Origin of the sequence: Methanobacterium veterum, from assembly GCF_000745485.1 — an archaeon.
Taxonomy (GTDB): Archaea; Methanobacteriota; Methanobacteria; order Methanobacteriales; family Methanobacteriaceae; genus Methanobacterium_D; species Methanobacterium_D veterum.
This window is the reverse complement of the sequence record NZ_KN050693.1, coordinates 166,953-183,869: the sequence shown is the minus strand read 5'-3', so window position 1 is coordinate 183,869 and position 16,917 is coordinate 166,953. Positions and strand designations below refer to the sequence as shown.

19 protein-coding genes are annotated in these 16,917 nt (G+C 30.0%); 9 read left to right on the top strand and 10 right to left on the bottom strand.

The genetic code is table 11. The annotated features are described in order from the left end of the window. Positions 1–536: outer membrane protein assembly factor BamB family protein (locus EJ01_RS16620; RefSeq protein WP_211253434.1), on the bottom strand; the 536-nt coding region annotated here is incomplete at its 3' end. A gap of 403 nt (positions 537–939) precedes the next feature. On the opposite strand from EJ01_RS16620, the gene EJ01_RS11090 reads away from it, so the two are divergent. The 4 genes from EJ01_RS11090 to EJ01_RS17555 all read left to right on the top strand — a co-directional run bounded on the left by EJ01_RS11090 (position 940) and on the right by EJ01_RS17555 (position 4,093). Continuing rightward, the gene (locus tag EJ01_RS11090; protein WP_048082918.1) at positions 940–2,010 is read left to right on the top strand and encodes a YrzE family protein; all 1,071 of its coding nucleotides are present in this window, start codon (positions 940–942) and stop codon (positions 2,008–2,010) included. A 164-nt stretch (positions 2,011–2,174) separates the two neighbouring features. Further along, a complete protein-coding gene (locus tag EJ01_RS11085; RefSeq protein ID WP_048082919.1) occupies positions 2,175–2,936 on the top strand; it encodes a hypothetical protein in 762 nt (253 codons plus the stop codon). A gap of 82 nt (positions 2,937–3,018) precedes the next feature. Then, entirely contained in the window at positions 3,019–3,879 is an 861-nt protein-coding gene (locus EJ01_RS16615; RefSeq protein WP_052376100.1) for a tetratricopeptide repeat protein, read from the top strand. A 40-nt stretch (positions 3,880–3,919) separates the two neighbouring features. Further along, complete coding sequence (locus tag EJ01_RS17555; protein WP_169740464.1) at positions 3,920–4,093, top strand: hypothetical protein; 174 nt, start codon at positions 3,920–3,922, stop codon at positions 4,091–4,093. 102 nt (positions 4,094–4,195) lie between these two features. Here the strand turns inward: EJ01_RS17555 and EJ01_RS17315 are convergent, their stop codons facing one another. The 3 genes from EJ01_RS17315 to EJ01_RS11070 form a co-directional block, all read right to left on the bottom strand. Further along, a complete protein-coding gene (locus EJ01_RS17315) occupies positions 4,196–4,336 on the bottom strand; it encodes a hypothetical protein (protein ID WP_157197665.1) in 141 nt (46 codons plus the stop codon). A gap of 282 nt (positions 4,337–4,618) precedes the next feature. Beyond that, positions 4,619–6,217, bottom strand: coding sequence for a carboxypeptidase regulatory-like domain-containing protein (locus EJ01_RS11075; RefSeq protein ID WP_169740463.1), 1,599 nt, complete (start codon positions 6,215–6,217; stop codon positions 4,619–4,621). A gap of 314 nt (positions 6,218–6,531) precedes the next feature. Further along, positions 6,532–7,038 (bottom strand): hypothetical protein, encoded by a 507-nt coding sequence (locus tag EJ01_RS11070; RefSeq protein WP_157197666.1) that lies wholly within the window; start codon positions 7,036–7,038, stop codon positions 6,532–6,534. A gap of 56 nt (positions 7,039–7,094) precedes the next feature. Between EJ01_RS11070 and EJ01_RS11065 the strand changes: the two genes are divergently transcribed. Together EJ01_RS11065 and EJ01_RS11060 are read left to right on the top strand one after the other, a co-directional pair. After that, positions 7,095–7,412, top strand: a complete 318-nt coding sequence (locus tag EJ01_RS11065) for a hypothetical protein (protein ID WP_048082922.1) — start codon at positions 7,095–7,097, stop codon at positions 7,410–7,412. Next, the gene (locus tag EJ01_RS11060; protein ID WP_048082923.1) at positions 7,409–7,786 is read left to right on the top strand and encodes a DUF2283 domain-containing protein; all 378 of its coding nucleotides are present in this window, start codon (positions 7,409–7,411) and stop codon (positions 7,784–7,786) included. Before EJ01_RS11065 ends, EJ01_RS11060 begins: the two co-directional genes overlap by 4 nt. A 30-nt stretch (positions 7,787–7,816) precedes the next feature. Here the strand turns inward: EJ01_RS11060 and EJ01_RS11055 are convergent, their stop codons facing one another. Then, positions 7,817–8,005, bottom strand: coding sequence for an AbrB/MazE/SpoVT family DNA-binding domain-containing protein (locus tag EJ01_RS11055; protein ID WP_048082924.1), 189 nt, complete (start codon positions 8,003–8,005; stop codon positions 7,817–7,819). A 192-nt stretch (positions 8,006–8,197) separates the two neighbouring features. On the opposite strand from EJ01_RS11055, the gene EJ01_RS11050 reads away from it, so the two are divergent. The 3 genes from EJ01_RS11050 (at position 8,198) to EJ01_RS11040 (ending at position 9,835) form a co-directional block, all read left to right on the top strand. After that, a complete protein-coding gene (locus tag EJ01_RS11050; protein ID WP_048082925.1) occupies positions 8,198–8,551 on the top strand; it encodes a hypothetical protein in 354 nt (117 codons plus the stop codon). 182 nt (positions 8,552–8,733) lie between these two features. After that, a complete protein-coding gene (locus tag EJ01_RS11045) occupies positions 8,734–9,315 on the top strand; it encodes a nucleotidyltransferase domain-containing protein (protein WP_048082926.1) in 582 nt (193 codons plus the stop codon). Further along, positions 9,302–9,835, top strand: coding sequence for a hypothetical protein (locus tag EJ01_RS11040; RefSeq protein WP_048082927.1), 534 nt, complete (start codon positions 9,302–9,304; stop codon positions 9,833–9,835). Before EJ01_RS11045 ends, EJ01_RS11040 begins: the two co-directional genes overlap by 14 nt. Before the next feature lie 125 nt (positions 9,836–9,960). Here the strand turns inward: EJ01_RS11040 and EJ01_RS11035 are convergent, their stop codons facing one another. The 5 genes from EJ01_RS11035 to EJ01_RS11015 form a co-directional block, all read right to left on the bottom strand. Beyond that, on the bottom strand, positions 9,961–13,473 hold the full coding sequence (locus tag EJ01_RS11035; RefSeq protein ID WP_048082928.1) for a DEAD/DEAH box helicase: 3,513 nt from the start codon (positions 13,471–13,473) through the stop codon (positions 9,961–9,963). Next, a complete protein-coding gene (locus tag EJ01_RS11030; protein ID WP_048082929.1) occupies positions 13,466–14,293 on the bottom strand; it encodes a hypothetical protein in 828 nt (275 codons plus the stop codon). Before EJ01_RS11030 ends, EJ01_RS11035 begins: the two co-directional genes overlap by 8 nt. A gap of 359 nt (positions 14,294–14,652) precedes the next feature. Next, positions 14,653–15,840 (bottom strand): AAA family ATPase, encoded by a 1,188-nt coding sequence (locus EJ01_RS11025; protein WP_048082930.1) that lies wholly within the window; start codon positions 15,838–15,840, stop codon positions 14,653–14,655. A 271-nt stretch (positions 15,841–16,111) separates the two neighbouring features. Continuing rightward, complete coding sequence (locus EJ01_RS11020; protein ID WP_245611218.1) at positions 16,112–16,534, bottom strand: type II toxin-antitoxin system VapC family toxin; 423 nt, start codon at positions 16,532–16,534, stop codon at positions 16,112–16,114. A gap of 10 nt (positions 16,535–16,544) precedes the next feature. Further along, the gene (locus tag EJ01_RS11015) at positions 16,545–16,808 is read right to left on the bottom strand and encodes a hypothetical protein (RefSeq protein ID WP_052376098.1); all 264 of its coding nucleotides are present in this window, start codon (positions 16,806–16,808) and stop codon (positions 16,545–16,547) included. Positions 16,809–16,917 lie beyond the last annotated feature (109 nt).

Below are 16,917 nucleotides of genomic sequence, written 5' to 3'. Positions count from 1 at the left end.
GTACCATCGTTTCCAATGGTTATATCCGAACCTATACCTAATTTTGCGGTGTAATTCCATTTTTGCGTTCCATCAGGATTTAACGCATACAAATTCTTATCTGCACTTCCAAAGTATATGGTTCCATCATCACCAATAGCGGGAGCCGAAAATATTAAACTTCCCGTAGTGTAATTCCATTTTTGTGTCCCATTAGGGTTTAACGCATACAAATTCTTATCAAAATTTCCAAAATATATGGTTCCATCACTGCCAATAACAGGGGCCGTAAATAATCTACCTCCAGTTGTGTAATTCCATTTGGTGGCATTTGTCTGCGGCCCGTTATACTGCGATTGACCAGTATTATTCAAATCATGCCCACTTTTAGGCCATGATGAATTAGCCAAACCTGCTGCTGATACGGCGTTGCACAGTATAAGCCCTAAAATAAGGGTTAATATTAAAATTAATGCCTGTTTTTTAAATTTTACATCCCCTTTATAAATTACTCGAAAATCCCCATCCAAAATTAAAAATTTTGCAGTTTCACTCAATTTTTAATAAATTATGTTCTTTGGTAAGGGATAACTCATTTATAAATTTTATTAAAAATTTATATTAAAAAACATATAAGTTTTGTAAATATGTAATTATTTTAACGCTTAAAATTTGTTTTTATGTTAAATAAATCCATAATTATTTAAATAATTAAAAAATAAAGATACATTAAATTTTAATTCTTATTTAAATGATAAAAAAAATTAAATATAATTTTTAACCTTAAAAATTTTGATATTAAAAGAATTAATCAACATTTAAATGTTAAAATTATTTCAGGCAGATTTTTATTTGTTTAAGATAATCTCAAAGATGCAATTTCTCCTTTTTTCCATATGTGAAATTATAAAGATATAAATAGTCATGAAAAATTAATACAGAAAATAGGGGAGATTAATTATGAGATTACATCCAATAAAATCTATAATTCTAGGAGCAGTTATAGCTATAACTCTTCTTGGAATTTCAGCACTGGTATTTTATAATTCATTGGCTTTTGGAATTCTCAATTTCGTCGCACCATTAATTGGCGGGTTTATAGCCACTTATTTTACCAGTAAACGAATGGCAAGGTATGGTGCTTGCGCAGGAATTATATCTGCAGCGGCATTTGTGGCTTTTGAATTTATTTTAGGAAATATAGGGGAAGACGCCATCATAATTATGTTTATATCTTTTTCATTCATATTCGGAGTTATTGCAGGCCTAATCGGCATTATTGGCGGAATAATTAGTAACAGAGTACCTATTGGAAAAAAAGTAAATAAGATCATGCAGGGAAACAGAGTTATTTACTGCCCCCAATGCGGGTTAAAAAATTGGAATTCTAAATTATGCAAATCGTGTGGTGAGAATTTAGAAACTGGAAAAAAATATCTTAAAACTTCCAGCTATAAGCTAATTGGTTTTTACGTTGTTTTGTTAGCAATGGCCTTAACTTACTTTTCAGGATATTACAACCAGTATTACTGGCCTTTTACTGTATTCTTTTTCATATGCTTCGCAATACTTGCAGTCTGCGAGCCCGAACCTGATTTACACAACAAAGCCCGGCTTACTTTTAAATACTGTCCAACATGTGAAAATGAGAAATACAATAATAAATACTGTATAAAATGTGGGTATAACATAGAAGACGTTGTAGGATGCTTTAAAACAGGTGACAATGACATTGAGATGAATAAAAACTACATAAGAATTTATCCCAAGATTTATCTTGAACATAATGATGGAATGCCCAGTCGTTTAGCCCCTAAAACTTTTACCATAGATAAAATCGAAAATCTCAGGTTATCTTCCTGTGAAACTCTTTTATCAAGTAAACCCTGCTTGATATTTGATTATCTGGATAAAAAATGCGAACGCCCTGCTGTTAAAGAAAGAGGTAACTGCATAGTTAAAATCAAAATAGAGAAGAAAGATGAAAGTAAAATGAATAAAATATTGAATACTGGAATTTACGACGGTTAGTTAACCTACAGATCATTCATCTTCTTTTTTAACCGAAAAAGTGACTACCTCACCTTACTGGATACATCACTGTCCCAGATGATTTTATCCCTTTTTTTAACCTTAAAACATAAAAAAATAAATATATATCAACGATTAATACAAAAAAATAGGAGATATATTTTATGAAAGTTCATCCAGTCATTTCGATAATTTTGGGGATAATTGCAGGCATTATATTACTTATAATTTCAATAAAATTGTTTAGTGGAAATGCGTTGGTATCGGCAGCCACAAATTTTGCCATATCTATAATTGGAGGATTTATAGCTACTTATTTTGCCAAAGAAAAAAAAATACGATATGGAATTTATGAAGGAATAATTCTCTCAATTATGTTTATCAGTTTAGTGTCACTAATCCATACAACTTATATATACTTCTTAATTGCGTTAGTTGGTATAATTTTTGAAATGCTTTTACCTGCAACTATTGGTGGTTTCATTGGGAAAATGACAGAGGGAAATAACAGAAAATCATTCAAAATGAAATATTTAAACAGAAATCTTCACCCAATCATCACAATTATAGCTGGAATTTTAGTTACTATTGTCCTTATGAGTCTTTTTGGTTCTTTTCATCTAAAAATTTCTATGGGAATAACCTATTTTTTAATGGCAACAATCTTCTTTGCTGCCGGAGGGTTTGTAACCGCATTTTTAGCTAGAGAAAAAAAGATGCTTTATGGAATTTATGAAGGAATAGTTGCGGTTATATACACCATCTTAGCAAGATATATTGGAATAATAATGGGTTTAAATACAACTGTAGATTATTATCTTATAATTGGAGCAGTTATAGGGTATTTTTTAGCTGCAGCTATTGGCAGTTACCTTGGAAAAGCAGCTGGTGAATATTTAAAACCATGTCCTGATCTAAATAAGTAACATATATAATTGGAGATTAAGCAGTAAAATGCAATTTCTAACAGAATTTGACTAATTAAATTAAAAAACGAGGCAAAATTTAATGAAGAATAAAGGAAGAAAGTTCTTAATTGCTGTAGGCGTTCTTTTCCTAATTGAATCTTTGCTGACTTTTTTAAGTAATGGAATACCTTCACAACTGTTGCATAATACATTTTTTGGTGTTTCACTTGTTTTAATGGGCATGTCTGGCATATTTCAAGATTATGAGTACTTCATATTGAATAAAAGTTCTTATATTGCCCTATTAAGCTTGACCATATATAGCTGGACGATAACTGCATATATCTACTTATTTAAACCGGTATTTACAATTGGTCCTGATTTTTACATATTTGCCGTACTTTTAATATTTTTGACAGCAATAGCTGCTTTTGGATACAAGAAGTTCAGAGAATATCAAAAGGCAGTAGAACCCTATGAAAAAACGCTTAAAATAAAACCTACAGATGTTACTGCGTTAAATAATAAAGGCATTATTCTTGCAGGATTTAAAGCATACCCCCAAGCAGTGGAATGTTTTGATGAAACACTCAAAATAGATCCTGAAAATGTTCAAGCCATGTACTGTGAAGGAAATGTACTTGCAAAAATGAAGATATATCAGACTGCAGTAGAATATTATGACAAAGCCTTAAAACTAGATTCCAACAACATTGATATATTAAATAACAAAGGTAATGCCCTTACAAAGCTTGAAAAATACCCAGAAGCTGTTGATTGCTATAATGCTGCCCTTGAATTAGACCATAATGATGTTAACGTATGGCATAATAAAGGAAATGCCCTTCAAGAACTCAGAAAATGCAAAGAAGCATTAGAATGCTATAGAAAGGTACTGGAACTAGAACCTGATTTTGAATTCACTAAAAAAGCTAAAAACATCTTAAAGATTAATAAATGAAAATGAGGAAGATTTAAATATTAAAACAGGATATTAAAACATGAAAAAAGTTAAACCAACATCCAGGAACATAGCATCTGTAGTGATATTTGTTATTATAATAGTTACTGTAGATTACCTGTTCCTCAGGCATCTATTCTGGAAAAGGCTGTTTGTTAATATCTTGATTTTTGTGGTGTATCTGGTCATATTTTTAAAAGTCATAAACAAATGAACAGCCGTAAAACATAAAAAAGGCAGTTTAATAAATTTTACTTTGAGATGCCGTTTACTGCAGATATCAGCAGAAAATGCCCATTTTTTGCAGCTGTTCTTTTTAAATAACAGTCCCTTCGTTTATGTGCCGCTTGCCGCAGCTTGGACAATCCCAGTATTTGTCGTCGCTGTCTTCCATTTCAATTACATCTGCAACGCCTTTATAATCACAGTTATCACATACTGCTAATTTTTTAACCATACCACTCGTCCCTTAAATGTGTTTTATAATTTAAATCCATTAATAATTTAGAACGTTATTTTATTTATATCATTTATAAATCCAAATAGTATTAAATAACTGCAATTCCAGTTACATGTTTATTTTGGGCAGGTTTTTACGAATCGATACTTGTTTTCAAGATATTCTATTGATTGATGCAGTATAGTTATTAAAATTTTAAACCAGTGATTGCTAGCTATAGATTTATTTAATCTAAAAAAATAGAGAGTTTAGTTTAATAAATAAAAAAAGTAAAGAATATTATTTTCTTTTTGAAGCCACTAAACCGCTTAAAACCATTAAAACTGCCATTAATAGATAATTTAAAGGAATACCTGTTTCCTGGAGCCCTATTGTTTCTGTTGTTTTGCCTGCGGCGTTTACTGTATTGTAAGTTCCATTACTTGATTCATTTCCATTACTATCATGATTCGGTGATCCTAAACCTAGACCAATGGGTTCTCTCAACCATTTACTAACTTGCACATTGTAAAGTTGACTGGAAGATGGACCTGAGCTTGAACCCCACCAGTTGTATTCAGCAGCTACAGTACCCATATTATAAATTTCAGTACCAACACTTGCCGTGTTACTAATGAAAGAACAATCCCTCAAATTAATATAGCTTCCCCTATCATTATTAAATACCGCACCACCATAAGTTGCACTGTTACCCATGAAAGTACAGCCGCTTACAATGTTAATACGTCCACCATATCCCTTTTCCCAATAATATGTATTGGCAATAGCGCCGCCATCAGAATCACGAGTCCCTGTTACAAAATTATCTGTGAAAGTACACCCATTCATATAATCAATAGTCCCCTGATTGCAGATAGCACCACCAGCACCAGTACCTCTTGGATTTATTGCAGAGTTACCGGTGAAAGTACATCTAATGATATAGTCAATAGTCCCTTTATTCCAAATAGCACCGCCAATAAATGCCGTGTTACCAGTGAAAGTACAACCACTCAAACCAGTAATAGTATCCAGGTTGCAAATAGCACCGCCGCCCATAACATCTCCATATTCACTTGCATTATTACCTATGAAAGTACAACCCGCAATATAACAGGTGCCCAAATTGTAGATGGCAGGATATCTGTTTCTTTCAATACCTATAAAAGTACAATTTATAATATAGCAACTACCTCTCGAATTGAAAATAGAAGGGATATTATAGTAATCTTTTTTCATTGTTAAATTTGTAACTGTAAAATTAATAGATGCCGGAATATAAAATGAACATCCATTTAAAATAGTACTTTCCTGGCCTGCACCTACAATATGAACATCTTTACTGATTGAGAAGCTGCTTAATGTGTAAGTCCCATTTGCAATATAAACGGTCCCTCCAGGATTAGCATTGTCCAGACCTTTCTGTATAGTTTTATACGGATTATCTAAAGTTCCAATACCAGTTGTATCACTTCCTATAGGAGATACATAAACACTGTCCATTCCTAACTGGAAGTTCGCTGTCCCTACTAATTTATTATTTACAGTAACTGTTTTACTGGCGGATTTATGTCCAGGATAACTGGCTGTAACTGTGAAAACTTTATCTGCACTCTGAAAGTTTAGAGTGTATGTACCATCTGCCTTTGTAGTTGTACTCGCTAATTTAACCCCATTTTTAAAAGCTGTGACTGTAACACCTTGAAAATTATCCCCATTTGAACATCTCTTGACATTACCCGAAATCACAACACTTGTATTTACTGAAGCAGTACCTGTATTAACGGATAATTGTGTATCATTATCATTTACTGCGGCTGCTGAAACAGTGCAGCCGGTTATAGCAATAAAAAGCAGTGTAATTGTTATTAATATTATTTGTCTTTGAATCCTTTTCACCTCCAAAATTTTTTTTAACAAAAATTTTGTTGTTCAGAAAATACACAGTATTTTCTTCAACCCATTTGCCTATAACAAAATGATTAGTATTCTAAGCAAATAACATAAATACTTTTCTCATAATTAGGCACTGTGAATGTTTTAGTTAGATATATTACTAAAATAAAGCTCAATTAAATAGCATTATAATTTAGAAGCTGTAAATTTAAAAATAATATTTAATATGCATTTTACTGGCATAATACTACAATATATGCTAATAATTTAATTATAAAGTTATTGTGAAGATTTAAAGAAATATTAAATTAAAAATTTTAAATTAATTCAATAAAATCAGACCCTAAAAAAGTAACATAAAGCTCATTCTTATTTTTTTCCTCAATTAAACCCATTGACCTGAGATCCTGAATATGCTGGTAAAGTGGCCCTTCAGATTGTTTTTTGGTGTGCCTTTTAAATTCTTCAACAACCAGTCTCTTTTCAATTCCAGGATTTTCTTTGATCCAGTTCATTATATTCTTTTTCTTAGCCCCAAAGAAACGACCTTTAATTATTGGCAATTGAATCATTTCTGGATAAATTTTAACCGGGTTAATTGTTCTAAATTCACATATAATCCACAGCAGGTATAGACCAAATACATCAGGTTTTATGATAGTGCAGTATTCCTTATTTTTCTTAAAAATAGGTGTTATTATTTTAATGAAACTTTCAAGACTTTCATCCATTTCAATATGTTCTACTGGAATCCGGCCGATTTCAGATATATACAACAATATTTTATTGAAATTTAGTTCGATTAGAAATAGATTTATATCCACGCCACCCATATTACTAATAGATATCTTTATATTAATCTTATCTGAATAATGAATTGATGACTGACATTGATTTAGAAAAAGTGATGCAGACTTTAGCAAATACTCCAAAAGATCAGATCAATCTCACATATCATACCCTTGACAAGATAAGTGATAGGGATTTAGCCGAAGATTGGATTTTTGAATCTTTAAACCGCAAAAAACCTCAAGGCATACTTAAACAAGATTCAAACAAATTCAAACTGCATTACAATCATCCGGCGAAAAAGGGATATGACCTGATTATCGTGATTGCAGTTATCAGTTCTCCCAAAAAAATTATAAGAGTAGTAACAGCATATGAACAAACGGTAAAAAGAAGGCTGCGAATATGAGTAAAACATTTAAACTGAACAAGGATTATGACGTGCAGAACGACGCATTATACCTTCACATTAAAGAGGATTATAAATATAAAGAATCTATCGAAATCGAAGACAATATAATAGTCGATTTTGACGTTAATTACTCCCCTGTTGCCTTAGAAATATTAGACGCATCTAAGACTTTAGATGTAAGTAAATTTTCACTGAAAAATCTCATTAAATGGGACATGATCATCAAGATAACTGAAGATTCCATTATTGTAGACGCTTCTTTTATGGTTCCAGTAAGGCAAAAACAAATAGAAAAGCCTATTGTGGCCAAAACCGTCAATGATATTAACCTGCCTCTGATGCAGACTCATTTTGATTTGGCGGCGGCATAAATTAATTCAATTTTTTATTTTAAAATTAGATTATTTTTCATCTTCTTTAGCAGCTTTAACTGTAATAGTCACTCCTTTATCCCCAATATCTGCATTCCAGATAAGTTTATCGCCCCATTCTAGCCCTAACATTTTCACAATTTCACGAGGGATAATGACTCTACTTGATTTTCCTTTCACGTCTGCTTTTCCAACCGTGCTTTCGTATTTTAGTATCATTATGAGTCCTATATCATGTATTGTATATAAATATCCCTTTTTCATGTATATTAGAATGCATATTAATATGCATGATATCATACATGAAAGCTTTATATAGGTTAGTTGTATACTATACTACAGTTAATCATACATGATTATATGTATGAAAACAAGGGAATTGAATTCATTCAAAATACAACGGCGGTTTAAATGAAACCAGAAAAAACCAATTTGGTACGAATTGGATACAATAAAGAGAAAAACAGGTATTTTGCGACCTTCAAGATTTTGGGCCTTAATGAAAACGAAATTGGGAAAATTATAAGTTACGTTGAAAGGTCAAAATCCCCAGAAGACCGTAAGATCTACATAAAAAACTGTAATGTCTATGTCACAGACCTTTTTGAGGCAGAATTATTTGAATCAATGTATCCTAATATAGTTGAGGCTGCAAGGGAAGGAATAGTTCCTGAGAGAGTGGAGCCTTCTGTTTTAGGTGTTGAAATTGGTTTGTGCTTGATGGAAGAGGATGTTGATTTTTCAGTGAGGAGGTGGATAATTTAATTGAGAAGTGTGAGGTTGATATGAGTGATAATTAAGTTGATTTTGAAAGTATTAGATATCAAATACAAAAAAACTTTTTAATGTGTAGATCTATAGTATTGTAAAATTACAATAATTGTATTGCAAAAATGCAATAATTGTATTGCAAAAATGCAATAACTATCAAGTTATTAAGTGATCTGATGAAAGATAACACTATCAAAGTTATTATAGGCTTATTAAATAATGGCTGCAATAAGACAAACATTAAGCAATTATCTCAAGATATAAATATGAATTATTCAAATGTTTACCGTATTGTGAAGAGGCTTCATAAAACTAAATTAGTTTCATTGAAGAAGTATGGTGGGGCTTATGAATGTCTACTCTTGAAAAAAGTAAATCCATTAATATTTCATGCCGAATATTTGCGTTGTAAAGATTTATTAAAAAAGAATAAAGACCTTAAGATCATACATTTGAAATTAAATTCATTAAAATTTCCATTCATCTCTTTAATTTTTGGATCTTATGCCAAGGGAACTACATCCAAGTTATCTGATATTGATTTAATGATAATCTCAGAAAAAGGGAGAGAAAAAGAATTTGAAAAGATAGTAAACTTGTTACCTTTAGATATACACCTTATAACATTAAATTTTGATGACTTTTTGTCTATGGCTAAGAATAGCGATTTTAGTGTTGTATCTGAGGCATTAAAATCCAATATAATACTTTTTGGTATTGAAGATTATTATAGGGTGTTGGAAAATGTTGGATGTTAAAAGAATAGAAATAGCTAAGCGAAATTTTAATCAAGATATAAAAGATGGTTATATAAGGAAACAAAGACCTGATGATAATTTAATAAATGCTTTGAAGAATAATGCAAATGAAAGTTTAGGTGTTGCTAATTTTCTATTTGAAGAAGATATTTCTCCTTTGTGGGTAATTGTATCCTCTTATTATTCTATGTATTATATGTCAAATGCTGTTCTAAACAAACTTGGTTTCAAGGTTGGTGATCAAATATCTCATAGAGTAACTGCTGATGCTTTAATTGTTCTTGTGAGAGATAAATTAAAAAGCCGTATTTTACAAGATTATGATAAAGCTAAAGAGGAATATGAAGAAATAGATAATTTAACTGATGAAATTATTGAACTTTACGATCTAGAACATAAAAAAAGATTAAATTCCCAATATGTTATGGGATATGAAGTTAGAATATCAAAATCAAACACTTCATTGAACCGGGCTAAAAAATTTGTTTTAGAACTAGAAAAAACCTTATTAGAGCTTTAAAACATGGCAAGCTTCATCCAGTTTTTCTAGAACTCACAAAAAGTCTTCTTAGGTTCAATATTTACTTAAATTCATTTTTTACAATTACGCTTTGAAACAATTAATATTCTTCTAAAAATTAAAAGTTAATTTTCTATTTCATAAATCTCTACAATTATACTATAAAATTGCTGAATTGGTTTATTAATTATAATAGATTCAAATTTTCTACCATTTAAATCCATTTCTATAGCTAATTTTTTTGCTATATCCTTTGAAACAAAACCAAGTTGAATATTTTCATACATTAACTTGATGCTGTAAATATCATAGAGATTATCAAAATCTCTTTCAAGTTTCAATATAGCTCCGACTTCAATTTGATTATATAATTCAACACGACTTTTTTCATAAACAATTCCTTGAACATAGCATTCTATATTTTCAAACGTATCTGAACTCCATTTTTTGAAATTCAAATTGTTAGAGGTATATAAAATATTTTTAATTTCATATTCTGAAATATTAAGATCATCTATATCAAATAAATTTATATTTGAGAACCATTTAATAAATTCTTCAAATTTATAATCCCCATCATATTCATTAGCAAGCTCTAAACAGGCCTCTCTTGTATTAACCCCTATAGTTTTAGACATACATGCAATAGGTTCATTAAGACCATGTTTAATAAATGCAGGCAAATTTTTAATATTCTCTGGTAACTCTTCAACTTTTTTGGGCATATTATCAAAATTCATGTTTAAATGATATATTAAAATAAGTAAAAATACCGTAACTCCCCAAGGGTACCTGTATTCTAAAAATTGATTGATATAAAGTTGCATTTTTCCGTCTAACTCACCATTTTGTGAAAAATTAGTATTCCAAAAATTATTAAGTTCAACTATGGATGCTCCCTTAATCCATTTGTTTACAAAAAGATTTAATTCCTCTTTATTGCCTTCTAAAATGGATACTTCAAATTTATCGTCATTCATTTCGTATATATCTAAAAATACAATCATAATACATTTTAATAAGTGTTTATAATCGTCGTTCTCGATTATTAACTTAAGTTTCTCTATATTACTTTTAATAGAGTCAGAGATTTTAATGCATGAAGATAAATGGAATCCTGTTTTAGAATAAATTTCTCTTAACTTTTCATCTTCTATTTTTGAATAGAATTTTGTTCCAATACTCATTATTGAATTGTTAAGTAAATCTAAACTATAGTTTTCATTTTCTAATTGTATTTTAAATAAACTATGACCAATAAAAGATTTTATAAAATTTTCATCTACAGTATCAACCGACTCTTCCATTAATATATTCAACAAAGATGGTTCTATTAACACCTCTAATTTTTCATTAAAAATATCTTCACTTATTCTATCTTCAAATAAATCTTTCACAAGTTTAAATATTTGACTTTTTACAGGTTCTATATTATTTTTATCAGTGTATTCTTTAAACAGTTCTTTATCTTTTTCATTTAGATTTAAAAATATCACTTGTCCTTCAGTTTCTTTACCTGCTCTTCCTGCTCTACCAACAATATTCCAAAAATCTCTTATACTAACTTTTTTGTCTTCTCGTGGATCTATTTCCAACGAATGGATTATTGCTGTTTTTATGGGGAAATTTATACCTTGACCGATGGTATTTGTTGAAATTAGTATTTCAAGCCTTTTTTCTCTGAAGTCTTTTTCTATCGACTTTCTAACTGGTTCAGATAATGGCCCGTAATGGATTCCAATACCTCGCTTAAGACATTTAGTTATAATATGATTTGTTCCTAACCATTTATTTACCATTTCAATAGATTCTAAATTATTTCTATACTTAAAATTAGATTTAATATTTTTAGAAGCCATTTCTTTGTATTTTAATGAGTTAATAAATACATTTCCAATAGATTCCGCCCAATTAGGTCTAGAAGTGAATATAAGGACATTTCCATCGTCAACAAATTTGTAAGCAAGTTCAGATACAGCATCTGCCCTAGCAGTTTTATTTCTTGGGAATCTTCGAGTATTCATCCGTTGGGTTTCAGGATTTAAACAGCGATATACGTTTTGTTTAATAATATTTGGCAAAAACAAAGATTTATTACCTTCTACCTTCTCATCTGGAAATGTTATTTTTCCCGATTTTTGAACGGGATACCATTCATATACGCCTATTAATTTCCTTGTGGGTTCCCATTCTCTCCCATATATTTTGGGAGAGGAAATTACATTTTCAGATGTACCTGAAAGCCATTTTGAGAATTCCATTGCATCATTTTCTGACATTACTGCGGAAATAAATAAAAATCTTGTATTTTCGAGTTTTTTTCTTAATTTAACAATTAATAATTCTAGTAATGATGATCTTTCATCTTCATTACCAATTATATGGCTTTCATCAGTTACTATTAATGAAATATTTTCAAAAAACTCGGGTTTAAGTCTATAAAGTAAATCAATTTTTTCAGGAGTAGTAACTAAAACATCCGCATTTTCTACCAAAAAAAGTTGATATTCATCTACTTCATAAGTACCAGATGCGCTAGATACTATAAAACCAAGCTTCCCTAATCTATTAGACAGATTTTCCTCGATTTGAGTAGTTAATGCCCTAAATGGAGCAATATAAATACATTTTGAATCAGGATTATTAATTAAAGAATTCACAATCATGATTTCCGCTATAAAAGTTTTTCCGGCGCTTGTCGGCATCTGTATAATATAATTATTATTATTTACTAGTACACCCGTTTTAATGGCATTCAATTGTGATCTCCAGAATTCAAATACAGATATTCTTTCATTATCCTCATTAATTTTATCTGATTTATAAATGTCCATTGATAAAAGTTTTAAATAGTTATTCCAACGCGGGTTTAATATGTCTATTTGACTACCCATTACATCCCATATATTTCTATTTTTAAGTAACATTAATCTTGTTTTAAAAAGCCCTACAATATGGGTTAATAACACATTACCACTATGAAGTGCGTCTTCATAGCTTTCTATGACTTCATCCAAATATTCTTCATCATAACCATTTAAGATAAATTCACATAAAGAATTAATAGAATTTATATAATTCTTAAAGAATTCATCATAATGAGAATAAAAATTATCAATATTATTTAGTTCAAAATGTTTAATTTCCTTGGATAATAAATTAATTTTCTTTTGTAAAAATAATTGTATAGTTTTTAAAACTTTATTTTCATATTTTAGAAGAATATCCGATTCATTTTCATATAACGAGTAATAACTCTTAGAATTCACTAATTTATCAATCAAACATTTAGCATTTGCTTGATAGCCTGAAATATCGTAACATAAACTAGAAAGTATCAAAGAATATTCTTTGTCATAAAATTTACTAACATAATATAAATTTTCGTATATTTCAGCAGCAATTCTGAGTGATTCTATCCCTACTTGGCTTTCAGGATTATTTTCTAGCAAAGTAGCGCCTTTAGATGATAAATACAACGCATACCGCCATAAATATTTTTCACTAAATTTTTCTTTAAAGTGAGTATTAATCTTTTTAGCAAAAGTTTGACTAATATAATTCCTTAATTCAACGTTATTATCTAATATATCTTTCAATTCACTCTCTTTTTTAAGTAAATACTCTTCCTTATCCATAAACTATTTCCTCAGCGGCTTTTGGGACTAATAAATAAGTACTATCAATTAAATTTTTCATAGAATCAATTAAAACAATATTAATTGTCAAATTAGGAAGTTCATTTATTTTCTCATTATCAAATACTTCTAAACATTCTTCTTTCCATCTTTCTTTTTCAAAAACAAAAAATATATGAAAATCTCTAGAATAAGAATTAGGATTTACTATAGCATTATCAAAAATATCCCTCATTTCATATTTATTTGGGGCATCATTAGGTAACTCTTCTATTCTTTCAGACATATATTCTATCATTTCTGGAAAATCAACATTATTTGAAGATAGACCTGTAAAAGCTTCTATAGCTAATTCTTTAGATTTTTTGGGAGATACATACACCGTTTTTGATTTAACCTCTGAAAAAACAATTGTTGGCATATCATCTAAAATCTTGCAAGCGACTACATCTGCTTTTCCCCGCATAGATTTATCTGGACTTTCCTTAAATCGTAATTTATAAACTGGAAGAAAACAGTCATTCATTTTCTCTAAAATTTCAGCAGATACAATTTCTGCCCAGATAGACTGTCTCGGACTATAATTTGCATTCTCAGGAGGCAATTTCAAGTTTAATATATGATTTTTCAAGTCCACAGTTGGCTTGTCATTAAATACTCTAATTAATTTACTTGGATTTGTTAAGTGTATTAAAACCTGATTAGCTAAAAATTCCTTTAAATCATTTATATCAACAGAATTATCTTCAGTTAAGTCAAAAATGAAAAGTTTAGGATTATCTGTATACCGTTCATCTTTTTTAAGCCAGTTATTTATCATTATTAAAAATATTAACAAAATAAGTTATATAAATATTTGTTCATTGATTAATCATTGTAATTTAACTTTAAGTGAATTTATTTAAATTTTTATGAGTATAAAATACTTATTTTGATTTTATTTCAATATTATATCCTAATTTACCACTAGTTATATTTATAGGTTTAAAATAGTATAATAAATGAATTATAGCCTAGTTTATCATATCATTAAAAAAAAATAAGGTTAAAATATATATTATTCGGATATTTATGATATAAATCATCTAGGCATGAAAAAAATATATGAGGAAATTAGAGAAAAAATTAATTGTAGATTAAATTTTAAACTTCGTTATAGTCGAGTTTAACGCACTAAAATTAAGGCGGATAAAACCCATCCCGTTCTTTCTTATACCCCAACCATGCAGATAACATATGGTCCTCAATCATGTATTTTTTATCTGCGTGAGACAGTATGCCCTTATTTTTTATTATATTCACATATTTTGCAAGCGTTTTATTGGAAAAATCTACTCCGGCCAGTAAATCACTCCAGCTTAATGGCCCGTTTTCAATAAGGGTTGTAATGATGTCTTTTTCTTTATCTGAAAGTGTGGCCCATACTGCGGTCCACATAACAGCAATCTGTTCAATCTTTTCATAGAATGTCTGGATAACCAGTTCCTCATCATATTCTACATCTCCAGACATTGTATTGCAGAAGCTGTTTATATACGCAGGGTATCCCCTTGTGCATTTATAAAATCGTTCTAAACCACTTTCAGTAAATTTTAACTCTGATACTTTCTCTTTTAAATAACCTTCAGATTCTTCCCTTGTGAATGGGTCAACAGTATACTGGGTCATTCTACCCCCAAAAGCCCCTTTTATACCATTTATTTTAGCTACAATATCACTGGAGGCAGATGTTGACCCTGTAAAAATATAGCTCACGTTATCCTGTTCCTGAGTATAACTCCTGAACAACCAGAAAAATGCTTCTGGAGACTCTAATTCACCGATAAATTGAAATTCATCGATTACTATTACAAAACCATTTATTTTTCCATTTGAAAGCTCAACCACTCTTTGAGGGAATTCCATTACAAATTTACTGAGTTTTTCATAGTTATCCTTAATATCAGGAATTGCTATTCCCATAGCTGTCCCTGCTTCTTTAAAATCAAATTTCTTTTGCCAGATCTTTCTTATAAGATCCTTAACTATATCATATGATTTTGTCAAATCATCCATATCTTCTCGCAGTGACTCATTCATTGCTTCTAAAAGGCTGTTCATTATTAATTCTTCTGTTATCTTGCCTTTTTGAATACCGAATATTTTAGATATGTCTATATATGCCGTGAGAATATTATCCGGTGATTCTGTTAGCAGTTTCTTCAATAAAAATGATTTACCAACGCCCCTATATCCTGTAACTAACACTTGATTAGCTACATCCTGAGTAAGTGTATTTAAAAAGGATTTGAGTGTTATTAAGTCTTTTTCACGGTTGTAAAAATATTTATCCAAATCTGTCGGAATTCCTAATGGTAAAATTGGCATATAATCCCCCATTTAGTTACATCAGTGTATTTCACCTGAATTTTTAGTTTACTTAATTACACTAATGAATTTACGTATACTACCATTTAAAATTTACCTGATTACACAAGTGTATTTCATTTCACCTGAATTTTTAGTTTACTTAATTACACTAATGAATTTAAATACACTAAAAAACCTGCACATTTTTCTGCTGCTAAAATTCAGCGAACATGCGGCGAATTATTCAAATTTAACGAATAAAACAATGTTACTAAAAAAACACCAGAATTTATTCTTCAAGCCTTTTAATATCATCAAAAATATCAAAATGTTTATCAAAAGAATAAATCTCCCCAATATCTTCCCTTTTCATCACGCTGTAAGCTACTGCATCGTTAAAGCTAATTTTATTGTCCATATATCTATCAACGATGCTATGCGCGTGCAGGAGGTCTTCCCCGTAAACAGGAAATTTCTTGATTGTGGGACTTTTTAAAAAGAATTTTTGAAGCCTAAAAGCAATTTCATGTTCTTTAAGGTTTTCGAAGACGCGTATAACTTCCGATAACTGAATTACACAAATTCCAACAGGCTCTCCATTATTTATCCTTAAAACTAGATCATTTGCCCTTTTTTTCAGCTCTTTATTGTTTTTTGAGATGTTTTTGCGCGGCTTTAGTATGCCGTGGATGAAAACATTGGCGTCCACCATTTTCAAGTTTTCACATCCTTCTCTTCTTTTGACCTATATCATACAGCTCTTTTCTGACCTCGTCCCAATCTCCTAAATCAGACTTTATATTCAGTTCAACTGAATCTATGAGATCGCTTATATCTTCAGGTTCATTGGCTTTTACAACTATTTCACCGTCTTTTACCATCATTACTACAGAATGAGGATCTTTCAAATGTTTATCTCTCCATTTTTTAGGGAGTACTACCCTCCCCTGCGCGTCCACATGTTTCAACATTTCTATTTGCTCCATTATATTACCACCAGATCAACTCTGACAACCAGAAATTAATTCTAATGGTTATTATATTAATTAAGGAATATAAAATTAGTTACCTAATACAAAATTTTTACCATTTTTT